We start from the raw sequence: 25,109 nt of genomic DNA, 5'->3' as shown, positions 1-25,109 counted from the left end.
CTTCCCGATGGCACATCCGACCCCATGGGTCTCACGGGCCGTTCAGTCCGCCGCCGGGGTGGCCGGTGCGGTCAGCGGCCGGCCGATGCGCAGGTTCCAGCGGCGGGAGCGGCCGCTGAGTTCCGTGGCGGTCAGCGGAGCCACGTCGAGCCGCCAGAAGGCGGTGACGGGCAGGGCCAGGGCGTGGACGACGGCGGCCCGTACGGCCTCGGGCTCGACCACGGCGAGGGTGCGGCCGTCCGTGTCGCTCATGGCGTCCAGCCACCGTCCGATCCGCTCGCACACCTGCTGGACCGACTCGCCGCCGTGCCCCGCCCAGTCGGGATCGGTGAGCCACCGGGTCACGGCCTCGGGCTCGGCGGCGCCCACCTCGTCCAGGGTGCGGCCCCGCCAGCGGCCCACGTCGAGACCGGCCAACTCCGGCCCCACCACACCGTCGAGACCGAGGGCCGCCGCCGTCTGCGCGCACCGTGCGCTCGGGGAGAGGACCGTACGGGCGGCCGGGGGCAGGGACCCGGCCGCCGAACGGGCGTGGGCCGCGCCGGTGCCGTCGATCGGGTCGCCGTCGTAGAAGCGGGCCTGCCGCAGCGACGGGCTCATGGCGGGCGAGACGAGGGTGACGCGGCTGGTCACGTGACGGCTCCTGCGGTGAGGTCGTGGTGTGCGGGCGGCGGCTGCGAACGTAGCATCCGCGCCCCCCTGCGATCCCCTCCCGCGCCCTGTCTGAACCGCCTTCCGCGCCCCGCCCGGGCGCGATCCGGAACACCCGGGTGTGTGGCGTGTGCCAACCCCCGGTCCCCGCTCGCCCTCTCCCCTCCGGTGCCCCGGCACGCCATTGACGTGGGTGCCTGTGAAGATCTGCGAAGGTTCCCGCCGCGATCTGCCAACTCTGCGAAGAGGTTTGGAGGCGCCGCGTCCCGTACGCTGGCGCCATCGGGGCGTCCGGAGCGGAGGAGTCGGCCGGTGGGCAAGACGTTTGCGGGGGCGCGGCTGCGGCGGCTGCGCGAGGACCGCCGGATGAGCCAGGCCGAACTCGCCCGGGTGCTCGGCATCTCGCCGAGCTACCTGAACCAGATGGAGCACGACTCACGGCCGCTCACCGTCCCCGTGCTGCTGCGGCTGACCGAGGCGTTCGGCGTCGACCCGGGTTTCTTCTCCGAACGCGACACGACCCGGCTGGTGGCCGACCTCCGCGAGGCCCTGGCCGCCGAGATCGCCGACGGCAGGGTCTCCGCGGCCGACCTGACCGAACTGGCCTCGCGGCTGCCCACGGTGGCCGGTGTGCTGCTGGACCTGGGCCGCCGCAACCAGGAACTGTCCGAGCGCCTGGTCGGAGCCACCGACGGCCGCGACGGCGCACGGAGCAGCGCGTCCTCGCCGCACGAGGAGGTCCGGGACTTCTTCTACCGGCGGCAGAACTACCTCCACGACACCGACCTCGCCGCCGAGCGCCTGGCCGGCGAGATCGGCGTCCGGCCGGGCGAGGTGATCGGCGCCCTCACCGCCCGGCTCGTGACCGCGCACGGCGTCCGCCTCGCCGCCGCCACCGACGAACGGCTGCACCACCACTACGACGAGACGACCCGCACCCTCCACCTGTCCACCCGGCTGCGCCCCGGCCGCCGCGCCTTCCGCATGGCGACCCGACTGGCCCTGCTGGAACACGGCGACGCACTGGACCGGCTGGCCGCCGAGGACTTCCCGCCCGGCTCGCCCAGCCACGCGCTCACCCGCATCGGCATCGCCCACTACTTCGCCGCCGCGCTCATCCTGCCGTACACCGCCTTCCACGCGGCGGCCGAGGAGGCGCGCTACGACATCGAACGCCTCACCGACCACTACGGCGTCGGCTACGAGACGGTGTGCCACCGCCTGAGCACCCTCCAGCGGCCCCGGCTGCGCGGCGTGCCCTTCTCCTTCGTGCGCGTCGACCGCGCCGGCAACATGTCCAAGCGCCAGTCGGCCACCGGCTTCCACTTCTCCCGGGCCGGCGGCACCTGCCCGCTGTGGAACGTCTACGAGGCGTTCGCCGGGCCCGGCCGCATCCATGTGCAGATCGCCGAAATGCCCGACGGGCAGCGCTACTTGTGGACCGCCCGCGCGGTCACCCGGCACCGCGGCCGCTGGGGCGAACCCGGCCGCAGCTACGCCATCGGCCTGGGCTGCGAGATCCGCCACGCGCACCGGCTGGTGTACTCCGACGGCCTCGACCTCGACAACGCCTCCGCCGCCACCCCCATCGGCATGGGCTGCCGGGTGTGCGAACGGCTGGGCTGCTCCCAGCGGGCCGCGCCCCCGCTCGGCCGCCCGCTCCTGATCGACCAGAACAGCAGCACCTTCGTCCCCTATCCGGTTCAGGCCGACGCGCCCCGGTGACGGTGCGCCGCCCGGGGCGTGCCTTCGCCGCGCCGGCCGCCCTCGACACCACCGATGCGGCGGCCGGGTGTCCGGCCCTCATCGGGATGGCGCTGACCGCGCGGGTGCCGGGACCGCGGACGGCCTGGGGCGGGCTGTTCCCCCGCCTCGGGAGGGGGACGGGACTCTCCGGGGCCGCCGGAGTCCCGTCGGGCGCGGGTGCGGTCAGCCGGTGGGGAAGTCGTCCGGGGTGCTGATCCGGCTCTTGACCAGCGCCCCCGACTCGGTCAGCACGGCGCTGCCGCCGTAGTCGCTCCCGCCGCAGGTGCCGGGCTTGAGCGCCGCGCTGCCCTCGGGGGCGTCGGAGTAGGTCCAGTTGGCGTAGCTGATCTTCAACTGGTCGAGCAGGTCCAGCCAGGCCGTGCTGCTCGCCTGGTCCACGGCTCCGCCGCCGGTGGCGCTCACCGTGCCGAACTCGGTGACGAACAGCGGCAGTTGCGAGGCCGCGCGGCTCACCGTGGCGCGGTAGTTGTCCTTGTGGCTGGCCGCGTAGAAGTGGAAGGTGTACATGATGTTGGCCGCGTTCACCGGGTTGTTGACGATCTCGCTCTCGTTGGAGCCGTCCGAGACGCCGAGGGAGGACCAGCCGCGGGTGCCGACGATGACGACGGCGTCCGGGTCGGCCGCTCGGATCACCGGGATGACCTGCTCGGCGTAGTTCTTGATGGCTGCCCAGCTCACGCCGTTGGGCTCGTTGGCGATCTCGTAGATCACGTTCTTCTTGGCCGCGTTGCGGGCCGCGACGGAGGCGAAGAACGTCTTCGCGCGGTCGAGGTTGTAGTTGGGGTCGCCCGGCGTCAGGGTGTGGAAGTCGATCAGCGCGTACATTCCCCGCGCCTCGGCCATGTCGACCAGGCCGTTCACCCGGCTGGTGAAGCCCGCCGGGTCGGTCTCGTAGCCGTCCTCCTGCACGTACATGGCGATGCGCAGCAGGTCCGCCTTCCAGTCCGTCGCCAGCGCGTCCAGCGACGCGGCGTTGTAGCACTGGCTGAACCACTGGATGCCGTGCGTGCTCATGCCGCGCAGCTGGATGGGGTGGTTGTACTGGTTGCACAGGTGCACGCCGCACACGTGGAGTTGCCCGTTGACGCCGACCGGGGTGCCGGTGGGGGTGCCGCCGCCGTCCGAGGGGGGCGGAGTGGAGCCCCCGTCGTCGACCGAGCCGGTGCAGGCGACGCCGTTGAGAGTGAACGCCGTGGGCTTCGGGTTGGCGCCCGTGAAGGAGCCCACGAAACCGGTGTCGGCGCTCGCGCCGGTGGCCAGCGTGCCGTTCCAGTCCGCGCCGGCGACGGTGACCGTGGACCCGGACTGCGACCAGGCGGCGCTCCAGCCCTGGACGACCTTCTGTCCCGTGTCCGGCAGGGTGAACTTCAGCGTCCAGCCGCGGACGGTGTCGCCCAGGTTGGTGATCTTGACCCCGGCCTGGAACCCGCCCTGCCACTGGTTGGTGACCGTGTAGTCGACCCGGCAGCCCGTGGCGGCGTTCGCCGCGGGGCCGACCAGGGCCATGAGTCCGAGCATCGTGGCGCAGGCCGCGAGTAATGCCATGAAACGTCTCACTGCGTTCCTTTCGTGCGAAGGGAAACGAAAATGGGAGCGCTCCCAAAACTCTGTCGGGCCGAGACCGTACACGGCGTACGAGGATGCGTACAGAGATCCGGCACAGGACGGCGGCGGACGGCCGCCACGGTTGCGGACGGCGGGACGGAACGCCGATACCCGGCCCGCGCACACCGGAATGCGGAGCCGGGGCGGGCCGGGTGGGGGGCGGGGGCCGGTGGTCAGTGGGCCGTCCAGCCGCCGTCCAGGGGGAGGGAGGCGCCCGTGACGTAGCCGGTGTGCTCGGTGCACAGCCACAGGGCCGCCGCGGCGACCTCGGCCGGCTCGATCAGGCGCTTGATCGCGGTGTGCTCCAGGAACACCTGGTCCACCACGTCCGCCGACGGGATGCCGTGGGCGCGCGCCTGCCCCGCGATCTGGTCCTCCACCAGCGGGGTGCGGACATAGCCGGGGTTGATGCAGTTGCTGGTCACGCCGTGCGCGGCGCCCTCCAGGGCGACCACCTTGCTCAGCCCCTCCAGGGCGTGCTTCGCCGCGACGTACGCCGATTTGTAGGCGCTGGCCCGCAGGCCGTGCACCGAGGAGATGTTGACCACCCGGCCCCACCCCTGCGCGTACATGTGCGGCAGGGTGCGGCGCAGGATACGGAACGGGGCCTCCACCATCACCCGCTGTATCAGCGCGAACCGCTCCGGCGGGAACTCGTGCACGGGGGCCACGTGCTGGAGGCCGGCGTTGTTCACGACGATGTCGGCGTCGTCCGGCAGGGTGTCCACGGCCCCGGGATCGGAGAGGTCGACCACGAGCGCGGTGCCGCCGATCGCCGCCGCGACCTCCTTGGCGGCGCGCTCCGCCCGGTCCACCACGTAGACATCGGCGCCCGCGGCAGCGAAGGCCTCGGCGCAGGCCCGGCCGATCCCGCTGGCCGCCCCGGTGACCAGGGCCTTCCGCCCGGTCGTGAACCGGGCGCCGACCAGGGCGGGCGCGGTGGTGGGGCGCGGCCCGGCGTGCGCGGACGGGCCCTCGGCGGGGTTCTCGGTGCTCTCCATGGCGGCCACGGTAGGAAGCCCGGCGGAGGTGAGACACGTGGGCCGGTGACACATTTTCCCGCCGGGGCATGGTCGCGGCCACCATGGGCCGCCCCGCCGTGCCCCGCCATGCCACAGCCGCCCCGCCGACGCCATGGGTGTGCCCGCCATGCCGCCTCCCGCGCTCCTGGCGGCCCCTCACCTGTCATCGCTCGCCGGGCCGGCCGTACGGTCCGCCGCAGTTCCCTCCCCTCCCCGAAAACCCCACCACCCCACGGGAGTTCCGCCATGCGATGGCACACACTGCGCGAGTTCGGCAGGCGCGCCGCCCGGGCCGCGGCGCTGGGCGCCCTGGCCGCCGGCCTGGTCACGCTCGCCCCCGCCGCCCAGGCCGAGGCCGCCGGCACGCTCCAGCAGGTCACGAACTTCGGCTCCAACCCGGGCAACCTGGCGATGTACGAGTACGCTCCGGCGAATCTGCCCGCGAACGCGCCCCTGGTCGTGGCCCTGCACGGCTGCACCCAGTCGGCGAGCGACTACCACAGCCACTCCGGCTGGCAGAAGTTCGCCGACCAGTGGGGCTTCGCCGTGGTCTACCCGCAGACCGGCGCCGCCAACAACAGCCTGTCCTGCTTCAGTTGGTTCGACGCGACCAAGGACACCCGCGGCAAGGGCGAGGCGGCCTCCGTCGTGCAGATGGTGGACCACGCCGTGGCGCAGTACGGCTCCGACCGGAGCCGCGTCTTCGTCACCGGCCTGTCCGCGGGCGGCGGCATGACCGCCGATCTCCTCGCCGACTACCCGGACGTGTTCGCCGGCGGCGCCGTCGACTCCGGGCTCCCGGCCCAGTGCGCCACCACCCAGGCCGCCGCCTCCGGCTGTCAGTACAGCGGCCAGAACCTCACCCCGAAGCAGTGGGGCGACAAGGTCCGCGCCTCCTACCCGGGCTACACCGGACCGTGGCCGCGCGTCGCCATCTGGCAGGGCTCCTCCGACACCACCGTCGCCCCCGTCAACGGCACCGAGCTGCGCGACCAGTGGACCGACGTGTGGGGCATCGGCCAGACGCCGTCGGCCACCCGGACGCTGACCGGCAACACCACCGAGACCACCTACAACGGATCGTCCGGTACGGCCGCCGTCGCCCTGTTCTCCGTCTCCGGCATGGCCCACGGCCTCGCCGTGGACCCCGGCTCGGGCGCCGACCAGTGCGGCACCACCGGCGCCTACTACCTCGACACCATCTGCTCCAGCTACCACACCGCGAAGTTCTGGGGCCTGGACCGGTCGGACGGCGGCGGCAGCGGCACCCTGCCCGCGCCGTCCGCGGTGACGGTCACCGCCACCACCGCCACCACCGCGGCCCTCGCCTGGAACGCCGTCGACGGCGCGGCCTCGTACGCCGTGTACCGCGACGGCGCCAAGGTGGGCGCCCCGGCCGGAACCACTTACACCGACACCGGCCTGTCCGCCGGGACGACGTACACCTACACCGTCGCCGCCGTGGACGGCACGGGCGCCGCCGGCGCCGCCTCCGCCCCGGTCACCGCGACGACCACCGGCGCGAGCCCGGCGCCCAAGTGCTACACCGACAACAACTACAACCAGGTCAAGGCGGGCCGCGCCCACCAGAGCGGCGGCTACACCTACGCCAACGGCTCCAACCAGAACATGGGCCTGTACAACGTGGCCATCACCCACACCCTGAAGGAGACCTCCCCGGCGTACTTCGTCATCGCCGACTCCGGCTGCTGAACCCCGCCCCGCCCCGCCCCGCCCCGGGCCGGTCAGGCAGCCGTCGCGACCGGCCCGGTCAGCGGTAGCGGGCCAGCGCCGCATGGTGCTCCCGCAGGGCGGGGGACAGGGCGACACGGTCGCTCTGGAGGAGGTTGCGGGCCATCGGGCCCGCGGCCTTCTCACCCTTCTCGAACGCCTGGGCGATGTGCTCGGCGTGCACCGGCTTCAGGCTCTCGCCGAACGGCGCCTCGTAGGGGTCCGTGACCGCTTCGACCAGGCACGGGCCGTCATGGGCCATCGCCTCCCGGAGGACGCCCGCCGCGTCGGCGGGGTCCTCGATCCGGTAGGCCCTGATCCCGCACGCCTCGGCGACGGCCTTGAAGTCGACGGGGTGCAGTTCACACCCGTACTGGGGGTTGCCGAGCAGGGCCGTCTGCTCCCACACCTCCAGGGCCAGGGAGTCGTTGCGCAGCACCACGACCTTGACGGGCAGCCCGTACTGGGCGAGCGTGGCGAGTTCGCCCATGCCCATCGACAGGGAGCCGTCGCCGGTGAAGGCGATCACCGGCCGGTCCGGGTGGGCGAGTTGGGCGCCGATGGCGTAGGGCAGGGCGGCGCCCATGGTGCACAGCGTGCCCGAGAAGGAGTAGTGCATGCCGGCGCGCAGCATCAGCCGCCCGCCCCACGCGGTCACGGTCCCGGCGTCGCCGGCGACGATCGCCCGCTCGGGCAGGACCTTGGACAACTCCCAGGTCACCACCTGCGGACGCATCGGCGTGCCGGAGGACGCGGCCTGCTCCCCGATCAGCTCCCACCACCTGCGGTACGTGTCCCGGGCCCGCTCCAGGAACGACCGGTCGCGCTTGCGCTCCAGCCGGGGCAGCAGCGCGTCCAGCACGGCCTCGGCGTGGCCGACCAGGCCGACCTCGACGGGGTAACGCATCCCGATGCGGTCGGCGTTGAGGTCGATCTGCACGGCGCGCGCCTGCCCCGGGGCGGGCCAGAAGTCGTAGTACGGGGTCGAGGACCCGACGACGAGGAAGCCGTCGCACTCCTCGAACGCCTGGTGCGAGGCCCGGGTGCCGATCAGTCCCATTCCGCCCGTGGTGTACGGGCTGTCGTCCGGCACGCAGTCCTTGCCGAGGGCGGCCTTGGCGATCGGCGCGCCCAGCACGTCGGCCACCCGCTCCAGCGCGGCGCCGGCGCCGCGAGCCCCGGCGCCCGCGCAGATCGCCACCCGCGTACAGGAGTTGAGCAGGTCGGCCGCCGCGTCCAGCTGCGCGGCCGGCGGCATCACCTCGAACGGCTGGACGGCCAGGGAGGTGTGTCCGGGCACGTTCTTGTCGGAGGGGGTGTCCTGGTCCGTCGTCCACGACTGCACGTCGATCGGGATCGCCAGATGCGAGGGGGTGCGGTTCATCAGCGCGCTGCGCACCGCGAGGTCGGTCGCCGTGACCGCGTGGGCCGGGCCCATCACCCGCTCGGAGAACATGCACGCGTGCTCGAAGAGCCGGTCGGAGGGGATGTCCTGGAGGAAGTGCGCGCCCACCGTGTCGTGGTACGACAACCCCGTGATCGCGATCACCGGCGCACCGTCGATCCGCGCGTCGTACAGGCCGTTGAGCAGGTGGATCGCGCCGGGGCCCGCGGTGGCCACGCACGCGGCGGGCCGCCCGGTGAACTTGGCGTAGCCCACGCACGCCAGGGCCGCGTTCTCCTCGTGCCGCACATGCACCAGCCGCATCTCCGGATGGCGGCGCAGGGACTCGAAGAAGCCGTTCACCTGGTCGCCGCAGATGCCGAAGCAGGTGTCCACGCCCCAGGCCAGGAGCCGCTCGACGATCAGGTCGGATGTGGTCTTGGGAGCCGTATCGGACACGGGAGAACCCCTTCGTTCCGGCCGGACGCCCGCCCGCGCCCCAGGGCGACCGGGCCGTGGCGCACCGCCGCACCGCCACGGTAACGGCGTCCCCGCAGGTCCGCGTGGTGGGCCGCCCGTTCGGCGCAGCGGGGTCCGCCCGCTCACACGTGTGCCGCGGGTGCGCGGCGGTCGGGCGGCCGGGGCGGACGGCGTCCGGACGGGGTGCGGACGGGATGCGGATGGAGTGTCCGGACGGAGTGCGGATGGAGTACGGCCGAGTCGCGGGGCGCGGTCGGCTCGCGGACGATGAGGGCGATCGTTTCCGTGCGCTGCGAAGGACGACAGGATGCCCCGACCCCACCGCGGTCCCGTGCCGCCCCGCCTCCGCGCCGTGCTGGCCGGCGCAGTCGGCTGCCTGCTCGGCGCCGGCGCCCTGACCGGATGCGGTTCCGGCGACGATCAGGGCGGTGGCGCCACCTCCGCCCCGGCCACGCCGCAGACCCCCGCCACGAACTCCTTCTCCGGGATGCCGCCGTCCGCGCTGGCCTCGGCGGCCGCCTCCGCGATCGGGTCGGCCCGTGCCTCCGCCTCGGCGGCGGCCTCCTCCGCGTCCGCGCGCGCCTCCCAGTTCGAGGCCTCCGTGGAGGCCCAGGCCGCACGGGCGGGGGCCGCCGCCGAGAAGGAGCTGAAGAACGTGCAGGGGCGCGGCAACGCGCTGAACGAGGTGGGGATGACGGGCCTGCCGCGGGCGCAGACCGGCGGCCTGCTCGCCGCCTTGGTCACCATCACCAACAAGACCGACAAGAAGGCCTCCTACGCCGTGCAGGTCGACTTCGAGGACGCCTCCGGGAAGGTGGTGGAGACCCGGTTCGTCGGCGCGGAGAACCTCGCCCCGGGCAAGCAGGAACAGCCCATCGCCTTCAGCCGGCAGCCCGCGGAGGCGAAGCTGACGCCGCGACTCGCCAAGGCGCAGCGCTACTGACGGCCGCGCGCGGGAGGGACGAGGCCGGGGGTGGGACAAGGGGGCCCAGGGAGGCGTAACGGACGTTGCCCGCACGGGAGTTCAGCAGGCGCCCCGGTCCCTGGCCGTGTCGCGCACGCTGGTCAGGAACCGTCGCACCGCCGCGACCTCGGCCTCGTCGAAGGTGCCGAGCAGGTCCAGGACGTGCGCGATCAAGGGACCGAAGTGCCCCTGCCCCAGGGTGACCGCCTGCTCGGTGGTGCGCAGGCGCACCCGGCGGCGGTCGTCGGGGTCGTGCAGCCGCCGGAGGTGACCGGCGCGCTCCAGGCGGTCGATCACGGAGGTCGTGCCGGCCGAGTTGAGGCCCAGTTGGGCGCCCAGCCGGCCCGGCGTGAGCAGGTCGCCCGCGCGCTCGGCGTCGAGCACACAGATCAACGCCCGCACATCCGTGGCGTGCATGCCGTTGGCGCGCGCGAACTCGCTCTGCAGCAGCGCGAGTTCGACCGTGACCTCGCGCAGCAGGTGGACGATCCCCAGTCCGGAGTCACTCTCGCCCATCGCCGTCCTTTCCCCTAATATCTCGCTCAACGAGATTGTCGCTCAGCGAGATTATCGTGGGGCGAGGGAAGCGTGTCGAGTGGGGGGTCTGTCATGTCTGAGGAATTCTTCGCGGCGTACGACCAGTTGTGCGCCCGGTGGGGGCCCGATGCCGAACACCTCGACATCCCCACGCCGTACGGCGCCACCCGCGTCAACTGCCTCGGCGCGAAGGAAGCGCCGCCGCTGCTCCTCCTGCCCGGCGGCCGGGAAAGCTCGGCCACCTGGTTCGCCAACGCCGCGCGGTGGGCCCGCACCCACCGCGTGCTGGCCGCCGACCTCATCGGCGACACGGGGCGCAGCGTGCCGGCCCCCGGACACGAGATCCGCTCCGTCGCCGACCTCGGCCGGTGGCTCGACGCCCTGCTGGACGGCCTCGGCGTCGAGCGGACCGCCCTCGCCGGCCACTCCTACGGAGGCTGGATCGCCCTCCACTACGCCCTGCTCTCGCCGTCCCGGACGAACCGCCTGGTCCTGCTCGACCCCACCGGCTGCTTCGCCGGGTACCGGCCGGGCTATCTGCTGCGGGCCCTGCCGATGCTGCTCGCGCCGAGCCCGGCGCGGGTGCGCTCGTTCCTGCGGTGGGAGAGCCGGGGCGCACCGCTGGACCCGGGATGGCTGCGGCTCCAGGAGGCCTCGGCCGGTTTCGAGACCGTACGGCCGGTGACCGGGCCGCGCCCGTCGGCCGCGGCGCTGCGCGCCCTGGACACACCTGTCCGGATCCTGTTCGCGGGCGGCGGCCGGGCGCACGACGCGGGACGGACGGCGAAGGCCGCCGCGGCGTTGCTGCCGCACGCCGAGATCGACGTCCTGCCCGGCGTCGGACACCACGGTCTGCCACACCGGGCGGCGGCCGAGATCAACGCGCTGGTGGGCGAGTTCGTCGACCGCCCGGCCCTGGACGACGCCCGGCCCGAGTAGCCCGCCGTCCGCGTCCGGCCCGAATAGCCCGCCGTCCGGCCCGAGTAGTCCACTGCCCTCACCCGGCACGGTGCGCGGCGTGGGGGCAGCGGGTGCGTCCCGTCGGGTGCCGTCAGACCCAGAAGGCCTGCGCCAGGGCCGCCCCGGTGAAGGCGGAGCCCAGGGCGGCGACCAGGCTGCCCATCGTGTTGGCCGCCGCGAAGAAGCGGGCCCCGTCCTCCGCCAGCCGCAGCGTCTCGTAGGAGAAGGTGGAGTACGTCGTCAGGGCCCCGCACAGGCCGGTGCCCACCAGGAGCTGGACGTCGGAGGAGACCCCGCCGGCCGCTACCGCTCCCGTGACCAGGCCGAGGACGAGACTGCCGGCGACGTTGACGGTGAAGGTGCCCCAGGGGAAGACCGTGTCGTGCCTGGACTGCACCGTACGGTCGGTCAGATAGCGCAGCGGGGCCCCCACGGCCGCGCCGGCGATGACCAGCAGCCAGTTCACACGTCCTCCTTCTCGCCCCTGCCGCGCTTCCTGCCGCGGTCGCGGTCCCCGCCCTCGTCCCGGCTCTTGTCGCGGCCGATGTAGCGGATGACCTCGCAGTCGTCGAGGATCACCAGCCCCTGGCCGATCAGTTCGTTCAGCTCGGGCAGGAACGCGCGCACCCGGTCCTCGGTGTCCACGATCACGATCGCCACCGGCAGGTCCTCGCTCAGCGACAGCAGCCGGCTGGTGTGGATCAGCGAGGACGCCCCGAAACCCTCGATGCCGCGGAACACGCTGGCGCCGGCCAGCCCCGCCCGGTGCGCCCGGTGCACGATCTCCGAGTAGAGGGGTTTGTGGTGCCAGGTGTCGTTCTCGCCGATGAAGATCGTCAGCCGTAGCGCGGTGCCGGTCAGTCTCGTCATGACTGCCTCCACTCGATGACCCGCCGGGTGAGGTTCGCCGTCGCCCACACCGCCGTGAGCGCGGCGAGCATGGTGGCGGCGAGGTAGAGCAGACCGGTCCTGGCGTGCCCGCCGTCGACCAGGCGCTGGATGTCCACGGCGTACGTGGAGAACGTGGTGAACCCACCGAGCACCCCGGTGCCGAAGAACGGCCTGACCAGGCGGTGCGCCGCCCACACATCCGTGATGATCACCATGAACACGCCGATGACGCCGCAGCCGATCACGTTCACCCAGAAGGTGCTCCACGGGAAGGCGCCCGTGGCGGTCGGCCACAGCAGGGCGGCTCCGTAGCGGGCGCACGCCCCGGCGGCGCCGCCGACGGCCACCGCCGCGATGACCGGCCACTGCCCGCGCCCCAGCTCACGCCGTTGCGCGGGCACCCGCAGATCGACGTCGGGATCGGTGGGTTCGCTGTGCACCGGGGATCGGACCTCTCCCACGTGGGTCTCCTACTCGCACGTCGCCCCGGCCGCACCGGGACACACTCCATCGCAAGCAGGGACTGTTGGCGGCGCCGTCGCCGCGGTTGGGTACGGCGAGCCCCACCGCCGTGCGGCCGCTCTCGCGGCAACTCTTCCAGGGTAGCGTGCGCCGGACGGGGCCTGTGATCTGGGGCGGGCCGGACCGGTTCCCGCGCACCGCGGCGCCTCCCTGCCCGTCTCCCCCTCCGTACGTCCGTACGGCGGATTGCACGGGCGGCCGCCGCGGCAACAATGGGGGGTGATGAAGCGGGAACCCCCACCGCCGGAGGCGGCCACCGCGGAGCTGCCGCCCGAGGCCGCCGCCGCGCGCCTGCGGCTGCTCGCCGAGGCCAGCAGGGCGCTGGCCTCGGGCCTGGACGCGGAGGAGTCCCTGCGCCGACTGGCCCGGCTCGTGGTGTCCCAACTGGCCGACGCCTGCGTCGTGGACGTGGTCGAGGGCGACGGGGTACGCCGGCTCACCGTCACCGACCGGGACCCGGAGCGGGCCCTGCGCATGTTGCCGACCGGGCTCCTCCCCGGCCCCGACGACTCGGCCGCCGCCCTGGCCAAGGTGCTGCGCGGCGCCGGCCCCATGGTGGTGAACGGCGTCGACGCCCCCGACCCGGACGACCCCCTGCGCTGTGCGCAGTGGGCGCTGTACCGCACGCTGGGCGCCGAGACCGCCCTGATCGTGCCCATGCGGGTACGGCGGCAGGCCCTGGGCGCGCTCACCTTCGTACGCCGCGCCCCGGCCGCCCCCTTCGACGAGCAGGAGCAGGCGCTCGCCGCCGACCTCGGCCACCGGGCGGGCCTCGCCCTCGACAACGCCCGCCTGTACGCCCTCCAGCAGTACACCGCCGAGCAGTTGCAGCTCTCCCTGCTGCCCGACCTCACCGGCCTCGCCGACCTCCAGCTCGCCGCCCGCTATGTGGCCGCCCGTGAACGGGCCGAGGTGGGCGGCGACTGGTACGACGCCTTCCGCCTCCCGGACGGCTCGGTGATCCTCGCCATCGGCGACGTCGTCGGCCACGACCTGGCCGCCGCCGTCCGGATGGGCCAGCTGCGCAACATGCTGCGCGCCCTCGCCTACGACAGCGGCGACGACCCGGCGGGCATCATGTGCCGTCTGGACAACGTCATGCAGGGCCTGACCGGCGTCGAACTCGTGACCGCCGTCATCGTCCGCCTGACGACGCCCGCCCGCGGCCCGTGGCGGATCGACTGGACCAACGCCGGCCACCCCCCGCCCCTGCTGGCCCAGCCCGACGGCCGTACCCGGCTGCTGGAGGAGGGGCACGCCCCCGTGCTGGGGATCGACCCCCACCTCGCCCGCGACACCGCGACCGCCGAGCTGCCGCCGGGCTCCACGCTGCTCCTGTACACCGACGGTCTGATCGAGCGCCCCGGCGAGGACATCGGCCGCGGTCTGACCCGGCTGCGCCAGCATGCGGCGGCGCTCGCCCGCGAACCGCTGGGCGTCTTCCGCGACGAACTCCTCACCCGGCTGATCGACGACCAGCACGACGACGTGGCCGTCCTGGCCCTGCGCGTCCCCTGAGCCGCGTCCCCTGAGCCGCGGCGCCGACTCCAACGCCCGTACCGGCTCCCGCCCCCGCATCGGCCCCCGCGCCCGTACCGGCGTCGTACGCCGGACGGGTAGAGTTCCCGGGGTCGGGGGCCGTGCCGGTGCCGCCCGGCATTCGCCGAACCGGGTCCGACGATGTCCCCGGAACAGATCCGAGCGAGCGGGAGAGAGCGCGTGCGTGAGGTCATGACGCCGATCGCCGTCGCCTGCTGTCCGCCGTGACCGCGCGTCGCCGCCGGATGTGAGCCGCCGTCCTCCCGTGCACCGCCGCGGGACGTGAGCCGGCCGGCCACGCCGCGATCGGCCGCCCCCCGATCGATCACGTTCCGATCGATCGCCCTCCGACCTTCGACTTCCGGCGACTTCCGGCCCCCGCGGGCCGTTCGCGGGACGCCGGCCCGGCTCCCGTGCTTCCTTCCGTACGCCCCGGCCGCCGTGAGCGGCGTGAGCGGGGCGTGCCCGAGTCCGACAGGTGTCTGCTCCGTTGTCTTCGTCCTCCTCCGCGACGACCCCCGCCGCCCGGCTGCGCGCGCTGCGCCCGGACTGGCTGAACGACCCGAGGGTGTGGCGCACCGAGGTGCTGGCCGGCCTGGTGGTGGGCCTGGCCCTGATCCCCGAGGCGATCTCGTTCTCCGTGATCGCCGGCGTCGATCCCGCGGTGGGTCTGTACGCCGCGTGCGTGATGGCCATGGTGATCGCCTTCGTCGGCGGCCGCCCGGCGATGATCTCCGCCTCCACCGGCGCCGTCGCCCTCGTGGTCGCCCCGCTCGTCCGCCAGCACGGCCTGGGACACCTGCTCGCCACCGTCGTCCTGGCCGGCGTCTTCCAGATCGTCCTCGGTCTGCTCGGCGTGGCCCGGCTCATGCGGTTCGTGCCGCGTCCCGTGATGGTCGGCTTCGTCAACGCCCTGGGCATCCTGCTGTTCACCGCGCAGCTCCCCAACCTGCGCCATGTCCCCTGGCCCGTCTACCCGTTGGTGGTCGCCGGGCTGGTGCTCATGGTGTTCTTCCCGAGGATCACCAAGGCGGTGCCCGCGCCGCTGGTGGCCATCGTCGTCCTCACCGTCGTCACGGTCGCCGCGGGCATCGCCGTGCCCACCGTCGGCGACAAGGGCAGGCTGCCGTCCGCCCTGCCCGTGCCCGGCCTGCCGGACGTGCCGTTCACCGCGCACACCCTCGCCGTCATCGCGCCGTACGCCCTGGCGATGGCGCTGGTGGGGCTGATGGAGTCGCTGATGACCGCCCAGCTCGTGGACGACCTCACCGACACGCGTTCCGACAAGACCCGTGAGTGCGTCGGACAGGGGGTCGCCAACATCACCGCGGCCCTCTTCGGCGGCATGGGCGGCTGCGCGATGATCGGCCAGACGATGATCAACGTGAAGAACGGGGCCCGTACCCGGCTCTCCACCTTCCTGGCCGGCTTCTTCCTGCTGATCCTCTGCATCGTCCTGGGGCCCGTCGTCTCCCGGATCCCCATGGCGGCGCTGGTCGCCGTGATGGTCCTGGTCGCCGTCGGCACCTTCGACTGGCATTCGGTCAAGCCGGCCACCCTCCGGCGGATGCCGTTCGGCGAGACGCTCGTCATGGCGGTCACCGTCGTGCTGGTCGTCGCGACCTCCAACCTCGCCGTCGGCGTCGTGGCCGGCTCGGTCGTCGCCATGGTCGTCTTCGCCCGGCGCGTCGCCCGCGTCGCGCAGGTCACCGCCGTCACCGACCCGGACGGCGGCCAGGTCGTCTACGCCGTCACCGGAGAGCTGTTCTTCGCCTCCGCCAACGGCCTCGTGGGCCGCTTCGACTACGCGGGCGACCCCGGCAGGGTCGTCATCGACCTGTCCGCGGCCCGGGTCTGGGACGCCTCGTCCGTCGCCGTCCTCGACACCGTCGAGGCCAAGTACGCCCAGCGCGGCAAGAGCGTCGAGATCACCGGCCTCGACGGGCACAGCGCCCGCCTGCACGGCCGCCTCACCGGCGAACTCGCCGGCAGCCGCTGAGACGGCGAGCGAACGCGAGAGGACCCCGGCGCCCGGCCGGGGTCCTCTCGCGTTCGGGGCGGGAGCGAGCGCTCCGGCGGACGCTCGCGCGCAGCCGGCCGCGGCTACGGCCGCATGGCGCCGACGAGCCGGCGCAGGCAGCGCACCGCCAGGTCGGCGGGGGAGTCCGGGCCCTCGGCCGCCGCCTCGGTGGCCGCCCAGGTCTCCAGCGCGATCCGTATCGCGTCGGTGGCGGCGGCCGCGACGAGCCGTACCTCCAGCGGGTCCATGCCGCCGTCGCCCGCGAGCCGGGCGATCACCGGGACGAGGCGTTCCTCCGACTCCTGGTTCACCCGGTACCAGACCGCCCGCAGCGCCGGGTCGTCCGCCGCCGCCCGCAGCAGTCCGCGGATGCGCAGCAGCCCCTGGACGCCCTCCTCGTCCGGTGCGGCCAGTGCCCGTTCGACTGCGGTCGCAAGGGCCCGCGGCAGCGCCGTGCCCGGTTCCGTCTCCGCCAGCAGCGCCCGCCAGCGGTCGGCCCCGTGGGCCAGCAGCGGGCTCACCGCGTCCTGCTTGGACCTGAAGTAGCGGTAGAAGGTCCGCAGCGCGACCCCCGCCCGCCCCGCGATCTCCTCGGCCGTCGTGTCGTCCGGGCCGCGGGCGGCGAACAACTCCGCCGCCGCCAGGGCGATGTCGAGCTGAGTGGCGGCCTTGCGGCGCTCGGTCAGGGAGGGGGACGCATCCGTGCTCACCCGCAGAAGCGTACGCCCCGCATGTCGAGGTGGCATGGAATGACGTAGTGGCAAAATGTGCCACCAAGGCGTACCGTGACGGCCGTCGAGAGCGTCGGCGGACCAGAGAGCCGACGCCGTACGGCCGTGCCGCGGGCAAGACGGCACGGCCCGGTTGGGAGTACGCATGAACCGCTATGAAGGCCGCCGCGCGCTGATCACCGGCGGCGGCTCGGGCATCGGCCAGGCCACCGTGCTGCGCGTCCTCGCCGAGGGCGGCGCCGTCGTGGCCGCCGACATCAGCGAGCGGGGACTGCGGGACACCGTCGAGAAGGCCGGCGCCCATGCCGGCCGGCTCACCACGGTCGTCGTCGACGTCGCCGACGAGACCTCGGTGCGCGACGGGGTCGCCGCCGCGGTCGCCGCCCTCGGCGGACTGGACGTGCTGGTCAACGCCGCCGGCATCCTGCGCTCCTCGCACACCCGCGAGACGAGCCTCGACGCCTTCACCCGGATCCTCCAGGTCAACCTGGTCGGCACCTTCCTGGTGATCCGCGAGGCCGTCCCCGCGCTGCTGGCGGGGCGCGACGCGGCGGTCGTCAACTTCAGCTCCACCTCGGCGGCGTTCGCGCACCCGTACATGGCGGCGTACGCGGCGAGCAAGGGCGGCGTCCAGTCCATGACGCACGCGCTCGCCGCCGAGTACGCGAAGCGGGGCATACGGTTCACCGCCGTGCAGCCCGGGTCCATCTCCTCGGGTATGACCGACGGCAGCGGCGCGAGCGGCCGGAGCGCGGGTCCGGGGCTGCCCGGAGACGCGGACATGAGCCTGTTCGCCAAGCTCTCCCCGGCGCTCGGGCAGGGGTTCGCGGGCCCCGAGACGGTGGCGTCCGTGGTCGCGATGCTCGGCAGCGCGGACGGCCGGTTCATCACGGGCACCGAGATCCGCGTCGACGGCGGCACCCACTTCTGACCCCCCGGGCGGCGTCCCCGGCGGTACGGCCCTGGCCCCTCCGCCGCGGCCCGCGCCGTCCTCCGTGCCGGCCGCCGCGCCGACCCGACACCCAAGGAGCGAAGAACCATGAACGACCTCACCGGCAAGACCGTCATCGTCACCGGCGGCGCCCGCGGCCTCGGCGCCGAGACCGCCCGCCAGGCCGTCGAGGCCGGAGCCAACGTGATGATCACCGATGTCCTCGCGGACGACGGCGAGGCCACCGCGGCCCGTCTCGGCGCGCGCGCCCGGTTCCTGCGCCACGACGTGACCTCCGAGGAGGACTGGCGACAGGTCGCAGACACCACGCTCGCCGAGTTCGGCGGCGTACACGGCCTGGTCAACAACGCCGGTGTCGCCACGGGCCAGTTGCTGGAGACCGAGTCCGTCGCGTACTTCCGCAAGGTGCTCGACATCAACCTCACCGGCGTCTTCATCGGCATGAAGACCGTGATCCCCGCCCTGCGCGCCAACGGCGGGGGCTCGATCGTCAACGTCTCCTCCGCCGCGGGCCTGATGGGCCTCGCGCTGACGGCCGGCTACGGCGCCTCGAAGTGGGGCGTACGCGGCCTGACCAAGATCGGCGCGGTGGAGCTGGGCACGGACCGCATCCGGGTCAACTCGGTCCACCCGGGCATGACGTACACCCCGATGACCGCGTCCGCCGGCATCGAGCGGGGCGAGGGCAACTACCCCAACACCCCCATGGGCCGCGTCGGCGAACCGCACGAGATCGCGAGCGCGGTCGTGTACCTGCTCTCCGACGCGGCCTCGTACGTCACCGGCGCGGAACTCGCCGTGGACGGCGGCTGGACCACCGGCCCGACCGTCCGCTACGTCATGGGGCAGTGAGCCGACCCGTCGATCACGGGCGGGGAGTCCGCGCCGAACGGCGGACGTCCGGCAGCCTTGGCGACGGCCGGATGACGGCTTCGTCCCGGAAGCGTCGAACGGCTGCCGGACCTGGTGGAACCGGCGGTCGCCCGCGCCGCCCGCGACACCGCCGGTGCGCCCGGCCCCGACGGGCGGGTCGAGGCCGTCCTCCCGATCGAGTTCGTCGAGCACGCCGCCGCTCTGCTGGTGGGGCTGGGCGCGGAGGCCGAGGCGCCGGGGCTGGGCGCGGAGGCCGGGGCGCCGGCGCCCACGGAAGCGCGGGCCCTGCCGGCGAGCGCCGTCGCGGCCCTCGCCGAGACGTATGGTGGCGCGGCTCGCCGACCCTCCGGGGTGTGACACGCTCGTCGGGGGCCCGACGCTCCGCCCGGAGCGCGGACGCCCCTGAGGCACGAGGAGGGGCCATGCCGCTGACCCGCAAGGGCGCCGCCACCCGGCAGCGCATCATCGAGGGCGCCGCCGGGCAGATCCGGGAGCAGGGCGTCTTCTCGGTCCGGCTGGAGGACGTCATGGACCGCACGGCGACCAGCAAGAGCCAGCTGTTCCACTACTTCCCCGGCGGCAAGGACGAGCTGATGCTGGCCGTGGCCCGCTACGAGGCGGCGCGGGTGATCGAGGACCAGCAGCCGGAACTGGGCGCGCTCACCTCCTGGGAGGCCTGGCGCGAGTGGCGCGACAAGGTCGTCCGCCGCTACCGCGAGCAGGGCCTCGACTGCCCCCTGCACGTGGCGATGTCCCAGCTGGCCTCGGCCACGGACGCGGTACGGGCCGTGGCCGGCGAGCTGATCCGGCGCTGGCAGGGCGAACTGGCCGCGGGCATCCGCCATATGCAGTCCCTCGGGGAGACGCCCGCCGATCTGGACGCCGACCGGGAGGCGGCGGCCCTCCTGGCCGGTGTCCAGGGCGGCGTGCTGATCCACCTCTCCACCGGCAGTCTGGCCCACCTGGAAGCGGCCCTGGACCAGGGCATCGCCCACCTGCGCCACCGCGCGGCCCCCTGACCTGGCCCGCCGCGTGCGCCCGCCCGCAGGCCGACCGCGCACCGGCCGACCCCGCGCGAGTACCGCCGCCGACGCGGGCGGCGCGACGACGTAGGCGAACTGGGTGACGGCGGTGAAGGTGAGCGACGGCGGTGAGGTGAGCGACGGCGCCCCGGAAACCCGCGCGACCGAAGACCCGTACCCGAACTACGATTCCGGCACACGGCGGCGCCCTGGCGGGGGCACGAGAGGGCGGGACGGAACATGTGCGGGGACTGCGGGGACTGCGAGGACGGAGAGGCGTCGGCGGCCCTGCTGGCAGCGGGTGTGCCGCTGACGGCCGCCCTCGACGTCGCCGATCCCCACGCCTGGCTGGCGTTGGACACCGGAGCGCGCCTGACCGGCCGGCGCCGCACGAGCCGCTTGCCCGAGCGGACGACCACCACTTCGTTGCCCGCCGGTTCGGAACCGCTCGACGAGTCACGACTCGCCCTGGCGCTGTGCCATCACGACGGCCGGGTCCGGGAGCGGGCGGTGCGCCGGGCGGCGGAACACCCCGGGGTGCTGCCGTTGCTCGTGATCCGCGCGGCCGACTGGGCACAACCGGTCCGGGAGCGGGCACGGGCGCTCCTGCGCCGACTCCTCGACGTGGACACCGCCGTGGCGCTCACGCCCCTGATCCTGCTCGTCGGCCGTCGTGCACGCGGTGACGCCGCGGTGGGATTGCTCGGCGAACTGCTGCACGGGGCGACCCGTGAACGTCTGGGCCCGCTTCTCGTCCACGCCGACCGCGCCACGAGGCGGTTCGCCTACCGGCTGGCGACCGAACAACACCTGCTGCCCGCTGATGAGTTGGCACGCTCGGCCGCGCGTGACGAGGACGCCGTCGTGCAGACCCTGTGCGGCGAGGCCGCCGTCGCCGCACTGGACGACCCGGGGGCCGGCGCACTCGGCGACGAGGTACTCGCCGCCCTGCTCGGGGCCCGCTCGCCGCGGGTGCGCGCGATCGGCGTCACGGCACTGCGCAGGGCGGGCCGGCCGGAGCGCGCCACGCCCTTCCTGGCCGACCGCTCGGCCCTGGTCCGGGCCTGCGCACGGTACGTCGTACGGCAGCACGGCGTCGATCCGCTGCCCTGGTACCGGCGCCGCTGCGGCGAGCCGGGCGACCCCGCGCTGCCGCCGGGCGCCGCGATCGGCCTTGCGGAGTGCGGTGAGCGTGCCGATGCCGCCCTGCTGTGGCCGCTGCTCGCCCATCCCGTCCCCGGGGTACGGGCACGGGCGGTGGCCGGACTGCGCACCCTCGACGTGACCGACACACCGCGACTGCTGCCGCTGCTGGAGGACACCGCGCCCGGCGTCGTCCGCGAGACGACCATGCTCCTGCTGCCCTCGGCACGCTCCCTGGACCCCGGTCGGCTCGCCGCCCGGCTGGCCCCCGACCGGCCGCGGCACATCCGGGCCGCCGCGTTCCGCCTCCTCGACGCCTACGGCGGTCTCGAACGCCTGCGCGCGGCGGTGGCCCTGCTGGAGGACCCCGACCCGCGACTGCGGTTCCGTGCCGAACAGTCGATACGGCACTGGCGTCCCTCCGCCGACCTGCCCCGCGGCCACCCCGAGGCGGCCCAACTGCTGCGGATCAGCCGCCACCTCTTCAGCCCCCGCGAATACCGCGGTCGCCAATGGGAGATCGGCACGGTCGGCTGACCCTCGCCTGTGCGTCCTGTGCGTCCTGTGCGCCTTGTCGGGCCTGGGGCCGCGGCGCGGTCCCGGGGCTCTGGCCCGGTGCGTACGGCCGCTGAGGAAGCCGCTCGCCGGGCGCCGCCCGGGATCGGTTACCTCAACGGGCGGCGTTCATACGGAACTTGAGGCGCTAGGAGACGGCTCCTGGTGCTCCGGGCGTTCAGTGGCTGCGGCCAGGCGGTGGAGGCCGTGTTCGGAGGGGTTGCCGGGGTGCGCCGTCCAGACGACGATGTGCTGATCGGGGACGGTGGCGCTGGTCAGCGTGTCCCAGTCCAGGGTGAGGGTCCCGGCGACGGGATGGTGGAACACCTTGTGCCCGGTGCCCTGGACGGCGACCTCGCGCGCCTGCCACCAGCGCTGGAAGTCGGCGTGCGGGGCCATCCTCGCCAGCAGGGCGTCGAGCCGGGGATCGTCCGGGCGGCGCGCGGTGTGCATGCGCAGATACGCCACGCAGGCATGGGCGCCGGCCTCCCAGTCGCCGTAACGGGCGCGCAGCACGGGGTCGTTGAACAGCAGCCACACATAATTGCGGTCCGCCTCGGGGACCTGCCCGAAGTCGGTGAGGAGGGCCGCGGCGAGCCCGTTCCAGGCCAGGACGTCCATCGTGTCGGACAGGACGAGCGCGGGGGAGGCGGTGAGCTGGTCCAGGAGCCGACGGGTGTGCGCGGGGACGGTCCGCTCCGGCGGGGCGGGCGGTCCGGCCGGCGCCCGGTCGGCGAGGCTGTAGAGGTAGGCGCGCTGGTCGCCGGTGAGGCGCAGGGCCCGCGCGATGGCCTCCAGCACGGGACCGGACGCCCGCATCCGGCCCTGCTCCACGCGCGTGTAGTAGTCGGTGCTGATGGCGGCCAGCTCCGCGACCTCCTCGCGGCGCAGGCCCGGCACCCTGCGCTGGGCGCCGGTGTCGGGCAGGCCCACCTGTCCGGGCTCCAGTTCCGCCCGACGGGCCATGAGGAAGGTGCCCAGCTCCTTGGGGTGCCGGCCGTGGCTGCTCATGATTCCAGTGTGGCAGGGGGCGGTGCCGTTCCCGGCCGCCCGGACCCGCTCCAGGACGCGAGGAACCGCAGCGCGTCGTGCGACGGCGAGCCCGGTTCGGCGGACCACACCACCAGCTGCTGGTCCGCGTCGGCGGTGGCGGCGAGGGTGTCCCAGTCCAGGGTCAGCTCGCCGACCACCGGATGTCTCAGCGTCTTGGTGCCCACGCCCCGCACCGCCACATGATGGGCGGCCCACCAGCGGCGGAAGTCGGCGTCCTGGACCGACAGCTCGCCGACCAGCGCGGCGAGGCGCGCACAGCCCGGATCGCGCGCGGCCTCCATGCGCAATTGGGCCACACACGTGTGGGCGACGTCGCGCCAGTCGGCGTACAGGTCGCGCAGCGCGGGCTCGGTGAATATCAGGCGGATGTAGTTCCGGTGTTTTTCCGGAACGGCCGAGAAATCGGTGACGAGGGCCGCCGCGAGCGGATTCCACGCGAGAATGTCCATACGGCGGCCGAGGACGATTCCCGGTGTCGTGCCCAGATCGTCCAGCAGTCGGCGCAGCCGGGGCTGCGCCCGCTGCGGTGCGCGCCGCGCCGGCCGCTCCGGGAGCCGTCCGGCCAGTTCGAACAGATAGGAGCGCTGGTCGCCGTCGAGGCGCAGGACGCGCGCGAGACTGTGCAGCACCGGAGCGGACGCCCGGATGCGGCCCTGTTCGAGCCGGGCGTAGTAGTCGGTGCTGATCAGCGCGAGTTTGGCGACCTCCTCGCGCCGGAGTCCGCTGACCCGGCGGCGGCCGCCGGTCCCGGGCAGCCCGACGGCGTCGGGGTCCAGTTCGGCTCGGCGGGCCCGGAGGAAGGCCCCCAGCTCGTCGGGGCGCGCGTCACTGCTCATGGCCTCAGTGTCACCGGGCCGCGGCCGTCCAGGCAGGGAGGGTTTCCTCCCTGGACGGGCCGCTCCCGGGGAGGAAACCCTCCCCTGGTGGGCGGCTCCGCCGCGTGCGAGTGTTTTCGTGTGGCCAGTGCGGAAGCGCGTCGGCGGGCACAGCGGCCGGCCGGTATGTCTCCTCCGCGTTCTGGGGGCCACGCATTCTCACCGTCCCACGTGATCGAGTGTTCACCATGAAGACTTCCGTCCATTTCCCGAGCAGCGGTCTGCGGCTCGCCGGAATCCTGTTCACACCCGACGGGCACACCGGTGAGCGGCTGCCGGCGGTCGTGGTCTCGCACCCCTTCACCGGGGTGAAGGAACAGACCGCGAGCGTCTACGCCGAGCGCCTGGAGGACGCTCGGTCGGGCGGCTACCCGTATCTCATGCAGGAGGGCTACGACTACTACCGCACCGAGCGCGGCCGGCACCCCCGCTCGACCAACCTGTTCGTCACCCGCAGCCTGGATCTGCTGGCGCAGTACGACTCGTACGCGATGATCCGGATGATCTCGCCGCGCCCCCTGCTGATGATCGCCGGCACCGCGGCCGACACCGCCCGCTTCAGCGGCGAGGCGATCGAGAGGGCCGCAGAGCCCAAGGAACTGCTGTGGATCGACGGCGCCACCCACATGGACCTGTACGACCGGGACCGGTACGTCACCCCGGCCGTCACCCGGCTCGGCGAGTTCTTCGCCGAACACCTCGTGGCGTAGACCGTCGCGCGCCGCCTCGGCCGGCACACCCACCTGGCGCCCCACGCACACCCGCACAGCACCCCGAACACCAGAACATGCAAAACGCCCAGAACATGCGAAACATGCAGAACTCACAGAACTCACAGAACACGCAGAGCTCCAGGAGCAGCACCGTGGAACCCATCACCTTCCCCAACGGCCCGGTCACCATGGCGGGCAACCTCTACCTGCCCGAGGGCTTCGACGCGACGACCGCCCACCCGGCGATCGTGGTCGTCCACCCCGGCGGCGGCGTGAAGGAGCAGGCCGCCGGCCTGTACGCGGGCAAGCTCGCCGAACAGGGCTTCGTGGCCCTCGCGTTCGACGCCTCCTTCCAGGGCGACAGCGGCGGTGAGCCGCACCACCTGGAGGACCCCTACGCCCGCGTCGAGGACGTCCGCGCGGCCGTCGACCACCTCCAGTCCCTCGGCTACGTCGACGCCGAGCGCATCGGCGCCCTCGGCATCTGCGCCGGCGGCGGCTACACCGTCAACGCCGCGATGACCGACTACCGGATCAAGGCCGTCACCACCGTCAGCGCCGTCAACATCGGCACCTCCTTCCGCCGCGGCTGGTACGGCACCGACTCCGACGCCGCCGCCGTCCCCACGCTTCAGGCGCTCGCCCAGCAGCGGACCGCCGAGGCCGCGCAGGGCGCCGAGCCGACGTACCTCCCCTACGTCCCGGCCGAGCCGGACGAGAACACCCCGCGCGACCTGGTCGAGGCGAACGACTACTACCTCACCCCGCGCGCCCAGCACCCCAACGCCAAGAACAAGTTCCTCTTCACCAAGAGCGTGTCGCGGATCTTCACCTTCGACGCCTTCCACATGGTCGAGGACCTGCTCACCCAGCCCCTCCTCGTCGTGGCCGGCAGCGAAGCCGGATCCCTGTGGATGTCCACCGAACTCCACGGCCGCGCCCGCAGCCCCAAGCAGCTCCAGATCGTCGAGGGCGGTACGCACATGGACTTCTACGACGTCCCGAAGTACGTGGACCGGGCCATCGCCGTGGCCGCCCCGTTCTTCCGGGAACACCTGACCGTCCAGCCCGCCGACCAGGTGTGACCGAGCCGGTGACGGCGAGGTGAAGCATGGGCCC

At 73.6% G+C, this 25,109-nt stretch carries 24 protein-coding genes; 13 read left to right on the top strand and 11 right to left on the bottom strand.

Annotated features, from left to right (window positions below):
• Positions 1-42: 42 nt before the first annotated feature.
• Positions 43-633, bottom strand: a complete 591-nt coding sequence (locus K7787_RS10530) for a histidine phosphatase family protein (protein ID WP_223001231.1) — start codon at positions 631-633, stop codon at positions 43-45.
• Between the two features lie 330 nt (positions 634-963).
• Here K7787_RS10530 and K7787_RS10525 point away from each other — a divergent pair, with 330 nt between their 5' ends.
• Complete coding sequence (locus K7787_RS10525; protein WP_223001230.1) at positions 964-2,376, top strand: short-chain fatty acyl-CoA regulator family protein; 1,413 nt, start codon at positions 964-966, stop codon at positions 2,374-2,376.
• Positions 2,377-2,580: 204 nt separating this feature from the next.
• Here K7787_RS10525 and K7787_RS10520 read toward each other — a convergent pair whose 3' ends face one another.
• Positions 2,581-3,975 carry a cellulase family glycosylhydrolase gene (locus K7787_RS10520; RefSeq protein WP_223001229.1) on the bottom strand — a complete coding sequence of 465 codons (1,395 nt, stop codon included), beginning with the start codon at positions 3,973-3,975 and terminating at the stop codon, positions 2,581-2,583.
• A 221-nt stretch (positions 3,976-4,196) separates the two neighbouring features.
• Positions 4,197-5,024, bottom strand: coding sequence for a 3-hydroxybutyrate dehydrogenase (locus K7787_RS10515; RefSeq protein ID WP_223001228.1), 828 nt, complete (start codon positions 5,022-5,024; stop codon positions 4,197-4,199).
• Positions 5,025-5,291: 267 nt separating this feature from the next.
• On the opposite strand from K7787_RS10515, the gene K7787_RS10510 reads away from it, so the two are divergent.
• Positions 5,292-6,758 carry an extracellular catalytic domain type 1 short-chain-length polyhydroxyalkanoate depolymerase gene (locus K7787_RS10510; protein ID WP_223001227.1) on the top strand — a complete coding sequence of 489 codons (1,467 nt, stop codon included), beginning with the start codon at positions 5,292-5,294 and terminating at the stop codon, positions 6,756-6,758.
• A gap of 58 nt (positions 6,759-6,816) precedes the next feature.
• Here K7787_RS10510 and K7787_RS10505 read toward each other — a convergent pair whose 3' ends face one another.
• Positions 6,817-8,619: a thiamine pyrophosphate-dependent enzyme gene (locus K7787_RS10505; RefSeq protein WP_223001226.1), complete on the bottom strand. Its 1,803-nt coding sequence runs from the start codon at positions 8,617-8,619 to the stop codon at positions 6,817-6,819.
• A gap of 328 nt (positions 8,620-8,947) precedes the next feature.
• On the opposite strand from K7787_RS10505, the gene K7787_RS10500 reads away from it, so the two are divergent.
• On the top strand, positions 8,948-9,583 hold the full coding sequence (locus K7787_RS10500) for a hypothetical protein (RefSeq protein WP_203621027.1): 636 nt from the start codon (positions 8,948-8,950) through the stop codon (positions 9,581-9,583).
• Between the two features lie 81 nt (positions 9,584-9,664).
• Here the strand turns inward: K7787_RS10500 and K7787_RS10495 are convergent, their stop codons facing one another.
• Positions 9,665-10,120 carry a MarR family winged helix-turn-helix transcriptional regulator gene (locus K7787_RS10495; RefSeq protein ID WP_223001225.1) on the bottom strand — a complete coding sequence of 152 codons (456 nt, stop codon included), beginning with the start codon at positions 10,118-10,120 and terminating at the stop codon, positions 9,665-9,667.
• A gap of 93 nt (positions 10,121-10,213) precedes the next feature.
• On the opposite strand from K7787_RS10495, the gene K7787_RS10490 reads away from it, so the two are divergent.
• A complete protein-coding gene (locus tag K7787_RS10490) occupies positions 10,214-11,080 on the top strand; it encodes an alpha/beta fold hydrolase (protein ID WP_223001224.1) in 867 nt (288 codons plus the stop codon).
• A 112-nt stretch (positions 11,081-11,192) separates the two neighbouring features.
• Here K7787_RS10490 and crcB (K7787_RS10485) read toward each other — a convergent pair whose 3' ends face one another.
• The 3 genes from crcB (K7787_RS10485) to crcB (K7787_RS10475) are packed head-to-tail and all read right to left on the bottom strand — an operon-like array spanning position 11,193 to position 12,432.
• Entirely contained in the window at positions 11,193-11,567 is a 375-nt protein-coding gene (gene crcB, locus K7787_RS10485) for a fluoride efflux transporter CrcB (RefSeq protein WP_223001223.1), read from the bottom strand.
• A complete protein-coding gene (locus K7787_RS10480) occupies positions 11,564-11,971 on the bottom strand; it encodes a DUF190 domain-containing protein (protein WP_223001222.1) in 408 nt (135 codons plus the stop codon). The genes crcB (K7787_RS10485) and K7787_RS10480 overlap by 4 nt, the downstream gene beginning before the upstream one ends.
• The gene (crcB, locus tag K7787_RS10475; RefSeq protein ID WP_223001263.1) at positions 11,968-12,432 is read right to left on the bottom strand and encodes a fluoride efflux transporter CrcB; all 465 of its coding nucleotides are present in this window, start codon (positions 12,430-12,432) and stop codon (positions 11,968-11,970) included. Before crcB (K7787_RS10475) ends, K7787_RS10480 begins: the two co-directional genes overlap by 4 nt.
• Before the next feature lie 304 nt (positions 12,433-12,736).
• Between crcB (K7787_RS10475) and K7787_RS32100 the strand changes: the two genes are divergently transcribed.
• Both K7787_RS32100 and K7787_RS10465 read left to right on the top strand, forming a co-directional pair.
• Positions 12,737-14,032, top strand: a complete 1,296-nt coding sequence (locus tag K7787_RS32100) for a PP2C family protein-serine/threonine phosphatase (RefSeq protein WP_282107240.1) — start codon at positions 12,737-12,739, stop codon at positions 14,030-14,032.
• 511 nt (positions 14,033-14,543) lie between these two features.
• Positions 14,544-16,052, top strand: coding sequence for a SulP family inorganic anion transporter (locus K7787_RS10465; RefSeq protein WP_223001220.1), 1,509 nt, complete (start codon positions 14,544-14,546; stop codon positions 16,050-16,052).
• A 104-nt stretch (positions 16,053-16,156) separates the two neighbouring features.
• On the opposite strand, the gene K7787_RS10460 is transcribed toward K7787_RS10465, so the two are convergent.
• The gene (locus tag K7787_RS10460) at positions 16,157-16,819 is read right to left on the bottom strand and encodes a TetR/AcrR family transcriptional regulator (protein WP_247720744.1); all 663 of its coding nucleotides are present in this window, start codon (positions 16,817-16,819) and stop codon (positions 16,157-16,159) included.
• 130 nt (positions 16,820-16,949) lie between these two features.
• Between K7787_RS10460 and K7787_RS10455 the strand changes: the two genes are divergently transcribed.
• From K7787_RS10455 to K7787_RS10435, 5 genes are all read left to right on the top strand, one after another.
• On the top strand, positions 16,950-17,735 hold the full coding sequence (locus K7787_RS10455; protein WP_043262107.1) for an SDR family NAD(P)-dependent oxidoreductase: 786 nt from the start codon (positions 16,950-16,952) through the stop codon (positions 17,733-17,735).
• A gap of 108 nt (positions 17,736-17,843) precedes the next feature.
• Positions 17,844-18,608 (top strand): glucose 1-dehydrogenase, encoded by a 765-nt coding sequence (locus tag K7787_RS10450; protein ID WP_223001218.1) that lies wholly within the window; start codon positions 17,844-17,846, stop codon positions 18,606-18,608.
• A gap of 114 nt (positions 18,609-18,722) precedes the next feature.
• Positions 18,723-18,986 (top strand): hypothetical protein, encoded by a 264-nt coding sequence (locus K7787_RS10445; protein WP_223001217.1) that lies wholly within the window; start codon positions 18,723-18,725, stop codon positions 18,984-18,986.
• A 65-nt stretch (positions 18,987-19,051) separates the two neighbouring features.
• The gene (locus tag K7787_RS10440) at positions 19,052-19,648 is read left to right on the top strand and encodes a TetR/AcrR family transcriptional regulator (protein ID WP_223001216.1); all 597 of its coding nucleotides are present in this window, start codon (positions 19,052-19,054) and stop codon (positions 19,646-19,648) included.
• 243 nt (positions 19,649-19,891) lie between these two features.
• Positions 19,892-21,331 carry a HEAT repeat domain-containing protein gene (locus K7787_RS10435; RefSeq protein WP_223001215.1) on the top strand — a complete coding sequence of 480 codons (1,440 nt, stop codon included), beginning with the start codon at positions 19,892-19,894 and terminating at the stop codon, positions 21,329-21,331.
• 147 nt (positions 21,332-21,478) lie between these two features.
• On the opposite strand, the gene K7787_RS10430 is transcribed toward K7787_RS10435, so the two are convergent.
• A complete protein-coding gene (locus tag K7787_RS10430) occupies positions 21,479-22,360 on the bottom strand; it encodes a helix-turn-helix domain-containing protein (protein WP_223001214.1) in 882 nt (293 codons plus the stop codon).
• Complete coding sequence (locus K7787_RS10425; RefSeq protein ID WP_009192265.1) at positions 22,357-23,238, bottom strand: helix-turn-helix domain-containing protein; 882 nt, start codon at positions 23,236-23,238, stop codon at positions 22,357-22,359. The genes K7787_RS10430 and K7787_RS10425 overlap by 4 nt, the downstream gene beginning before the upstream one ends.
• A gap of 227 nt (positions 23,239-23,465) precedes the next feature.
• Here K7787_RS10425 and K7787_RS10420 point away from each other — a divergent pair, with 227 nt between their 5' ends.
• Positions 23,466-23,987, top strand: coding sequence for an alpha/beta hydrolase (locus K7787_RS10420; protein WP_078512201.1), 522 nt, complete (start codon positions 23,466-23,468; stop codon positions 23,985-23,987).
• A gap of 155 nt (positions 23,988-24,142) precedes the next feature.
• A complete protein-coding gene (locus tag K7787_RS10415) occupies positions 24,143-25,075 on the top strand; it encodes an alpha/beta hydrolase (RefSeq protein ID WP_308036322.1) in 933 nt (310 codons plus the stop codon).
• Positions 25,076-25,109: the final 34 nt, after the last annotated feature.

The sequence above is a fragment of the Streptomyces sennicomposti genome, assembly GCF_019890635.1.
GTDB lineage: Bacteria > Actinomycetota > Actinomycetes > Streptomycetales > Streptomycetaceae > Streptomyces > Streptomyces sennicomposti.
This window is presented reverse-complemented; position numbering and strand designations above follow the sequence as displayed.

What these genes read in the sequence shown, in the direction of transcription:
- K7787_RS10515 (WP_223001228.1), bottom strand. Translation starts at nt 5,024, where the DNA reads ATGGAGAGCACCGAGAACCCCGCCGAGGGCCCGTCCGCGCACGCCGGG.
- K7787_RS10510 (WP_223001227.1), top strand. Translation starts at nt 5,292, where the DNA reads ATGCGATGGCACACACTGCGCGAGTTCGGCAGGCGCGCCGCCCGGGCC.
- K7787_RS10500 (WP_203621027.1), top strand. Translation starts at nt 8,948, where the DNA reads ATGCCCCGACCCCACCGCGGTCCCGTGCCGCCCCGCCTCCGCGCCGTG.
- K7787_RS10495 (WP_223001225.1), bottom strand. Translation starts at nt 10,120, where the DNA reads ATGGGCGAGAGTGACTCCGGACTGGGGATCGTCCACCTGCTGCGCGAG.
- K7787_RS10490 (WP_223001224.1), top strand. Translation starts at nt 10,214, where the DNA reads ATGTCTGAGGAATTCTTCGCGGCGTACGACCAGTTGTGCGCCCGGTGG.
- K7787_RS10480 (WP_223001222.1), bottom strand. Translation starts at nt 11,971, where the DNA reads ATGACGAGACTGACCGGCACCGCGCTACGGCTGACGATCTTCATCGGC.
- K7787_RS32100 (WP_282107240.1), top strand. Translation starts at nt 12,737, where the DNA reads ATGAAGCGGGAACCCCCACCGCCGGAGGCGGCCACCGCGGAGCTGCCG.
- K7787_RS10460 (WP_247720744.1), bottom strand. Translation starts at nt 16,819, where the DNA reads ATGCCACCTCGACATGCGGGGCGTACGCTTCTGCGGGTGAGCACGGAT.
- K7787_RS10455 (WP_043262107.1), top strand. Translation starts at nt 16,950, where the DNA reads ATGAACCGCTATGAAGGCCGCCGCGCGCTGATCACCGGCGGCGGCTCG.
- K7787_RS10450 (WP_223001218.1), top strand. Translation starts at nt 17,844, where the DNA reads ATGAACGACCTCACCGGCAAGACCGTCATCGTCACCGGCGGCGCCCGC.
- K7787_RS10440 (WP_223001216.1), top strand. Translation starts at nt 19,052, where the DNA reads ATGCCGCTGACCCGCAAGGGCGCCGCCACCCGGCAGCGCATCATCGAG.
- K7787_RS10435 (WP_223001215.1), top strand. Translation starts at nt 19,892, where the DNA reads ATGTGCGGGGACTGCGGGGACTGCGAGGACGGAGAGGCGTCGGCGGCC.
- K7787_RS10430 (WP_223001214.1), bottom strand. Translation starts at nt 22,360, where the DNA reads ATGAGCAGCCACGGCCGGCACCCCAAGGAGCTGGGCACCTTCCTCATG.
- K7787_RS10425 (WP_009192265.1), bottom strand. Translation starts at nt 23,238, where the DNA reads ATGAGCAGTGACGCGCGCCCCGACGAGCTGGGGGCCTTCCTCCGGGCC.
- K7787_RS10420 (WP_078512201.1), top strand. Translation starts at nt 23,466, where the DNA reads ATGAAGACTTCCGTCCATTTCCCGAGCAGCGGTCTGCGGCTCGCCGGA.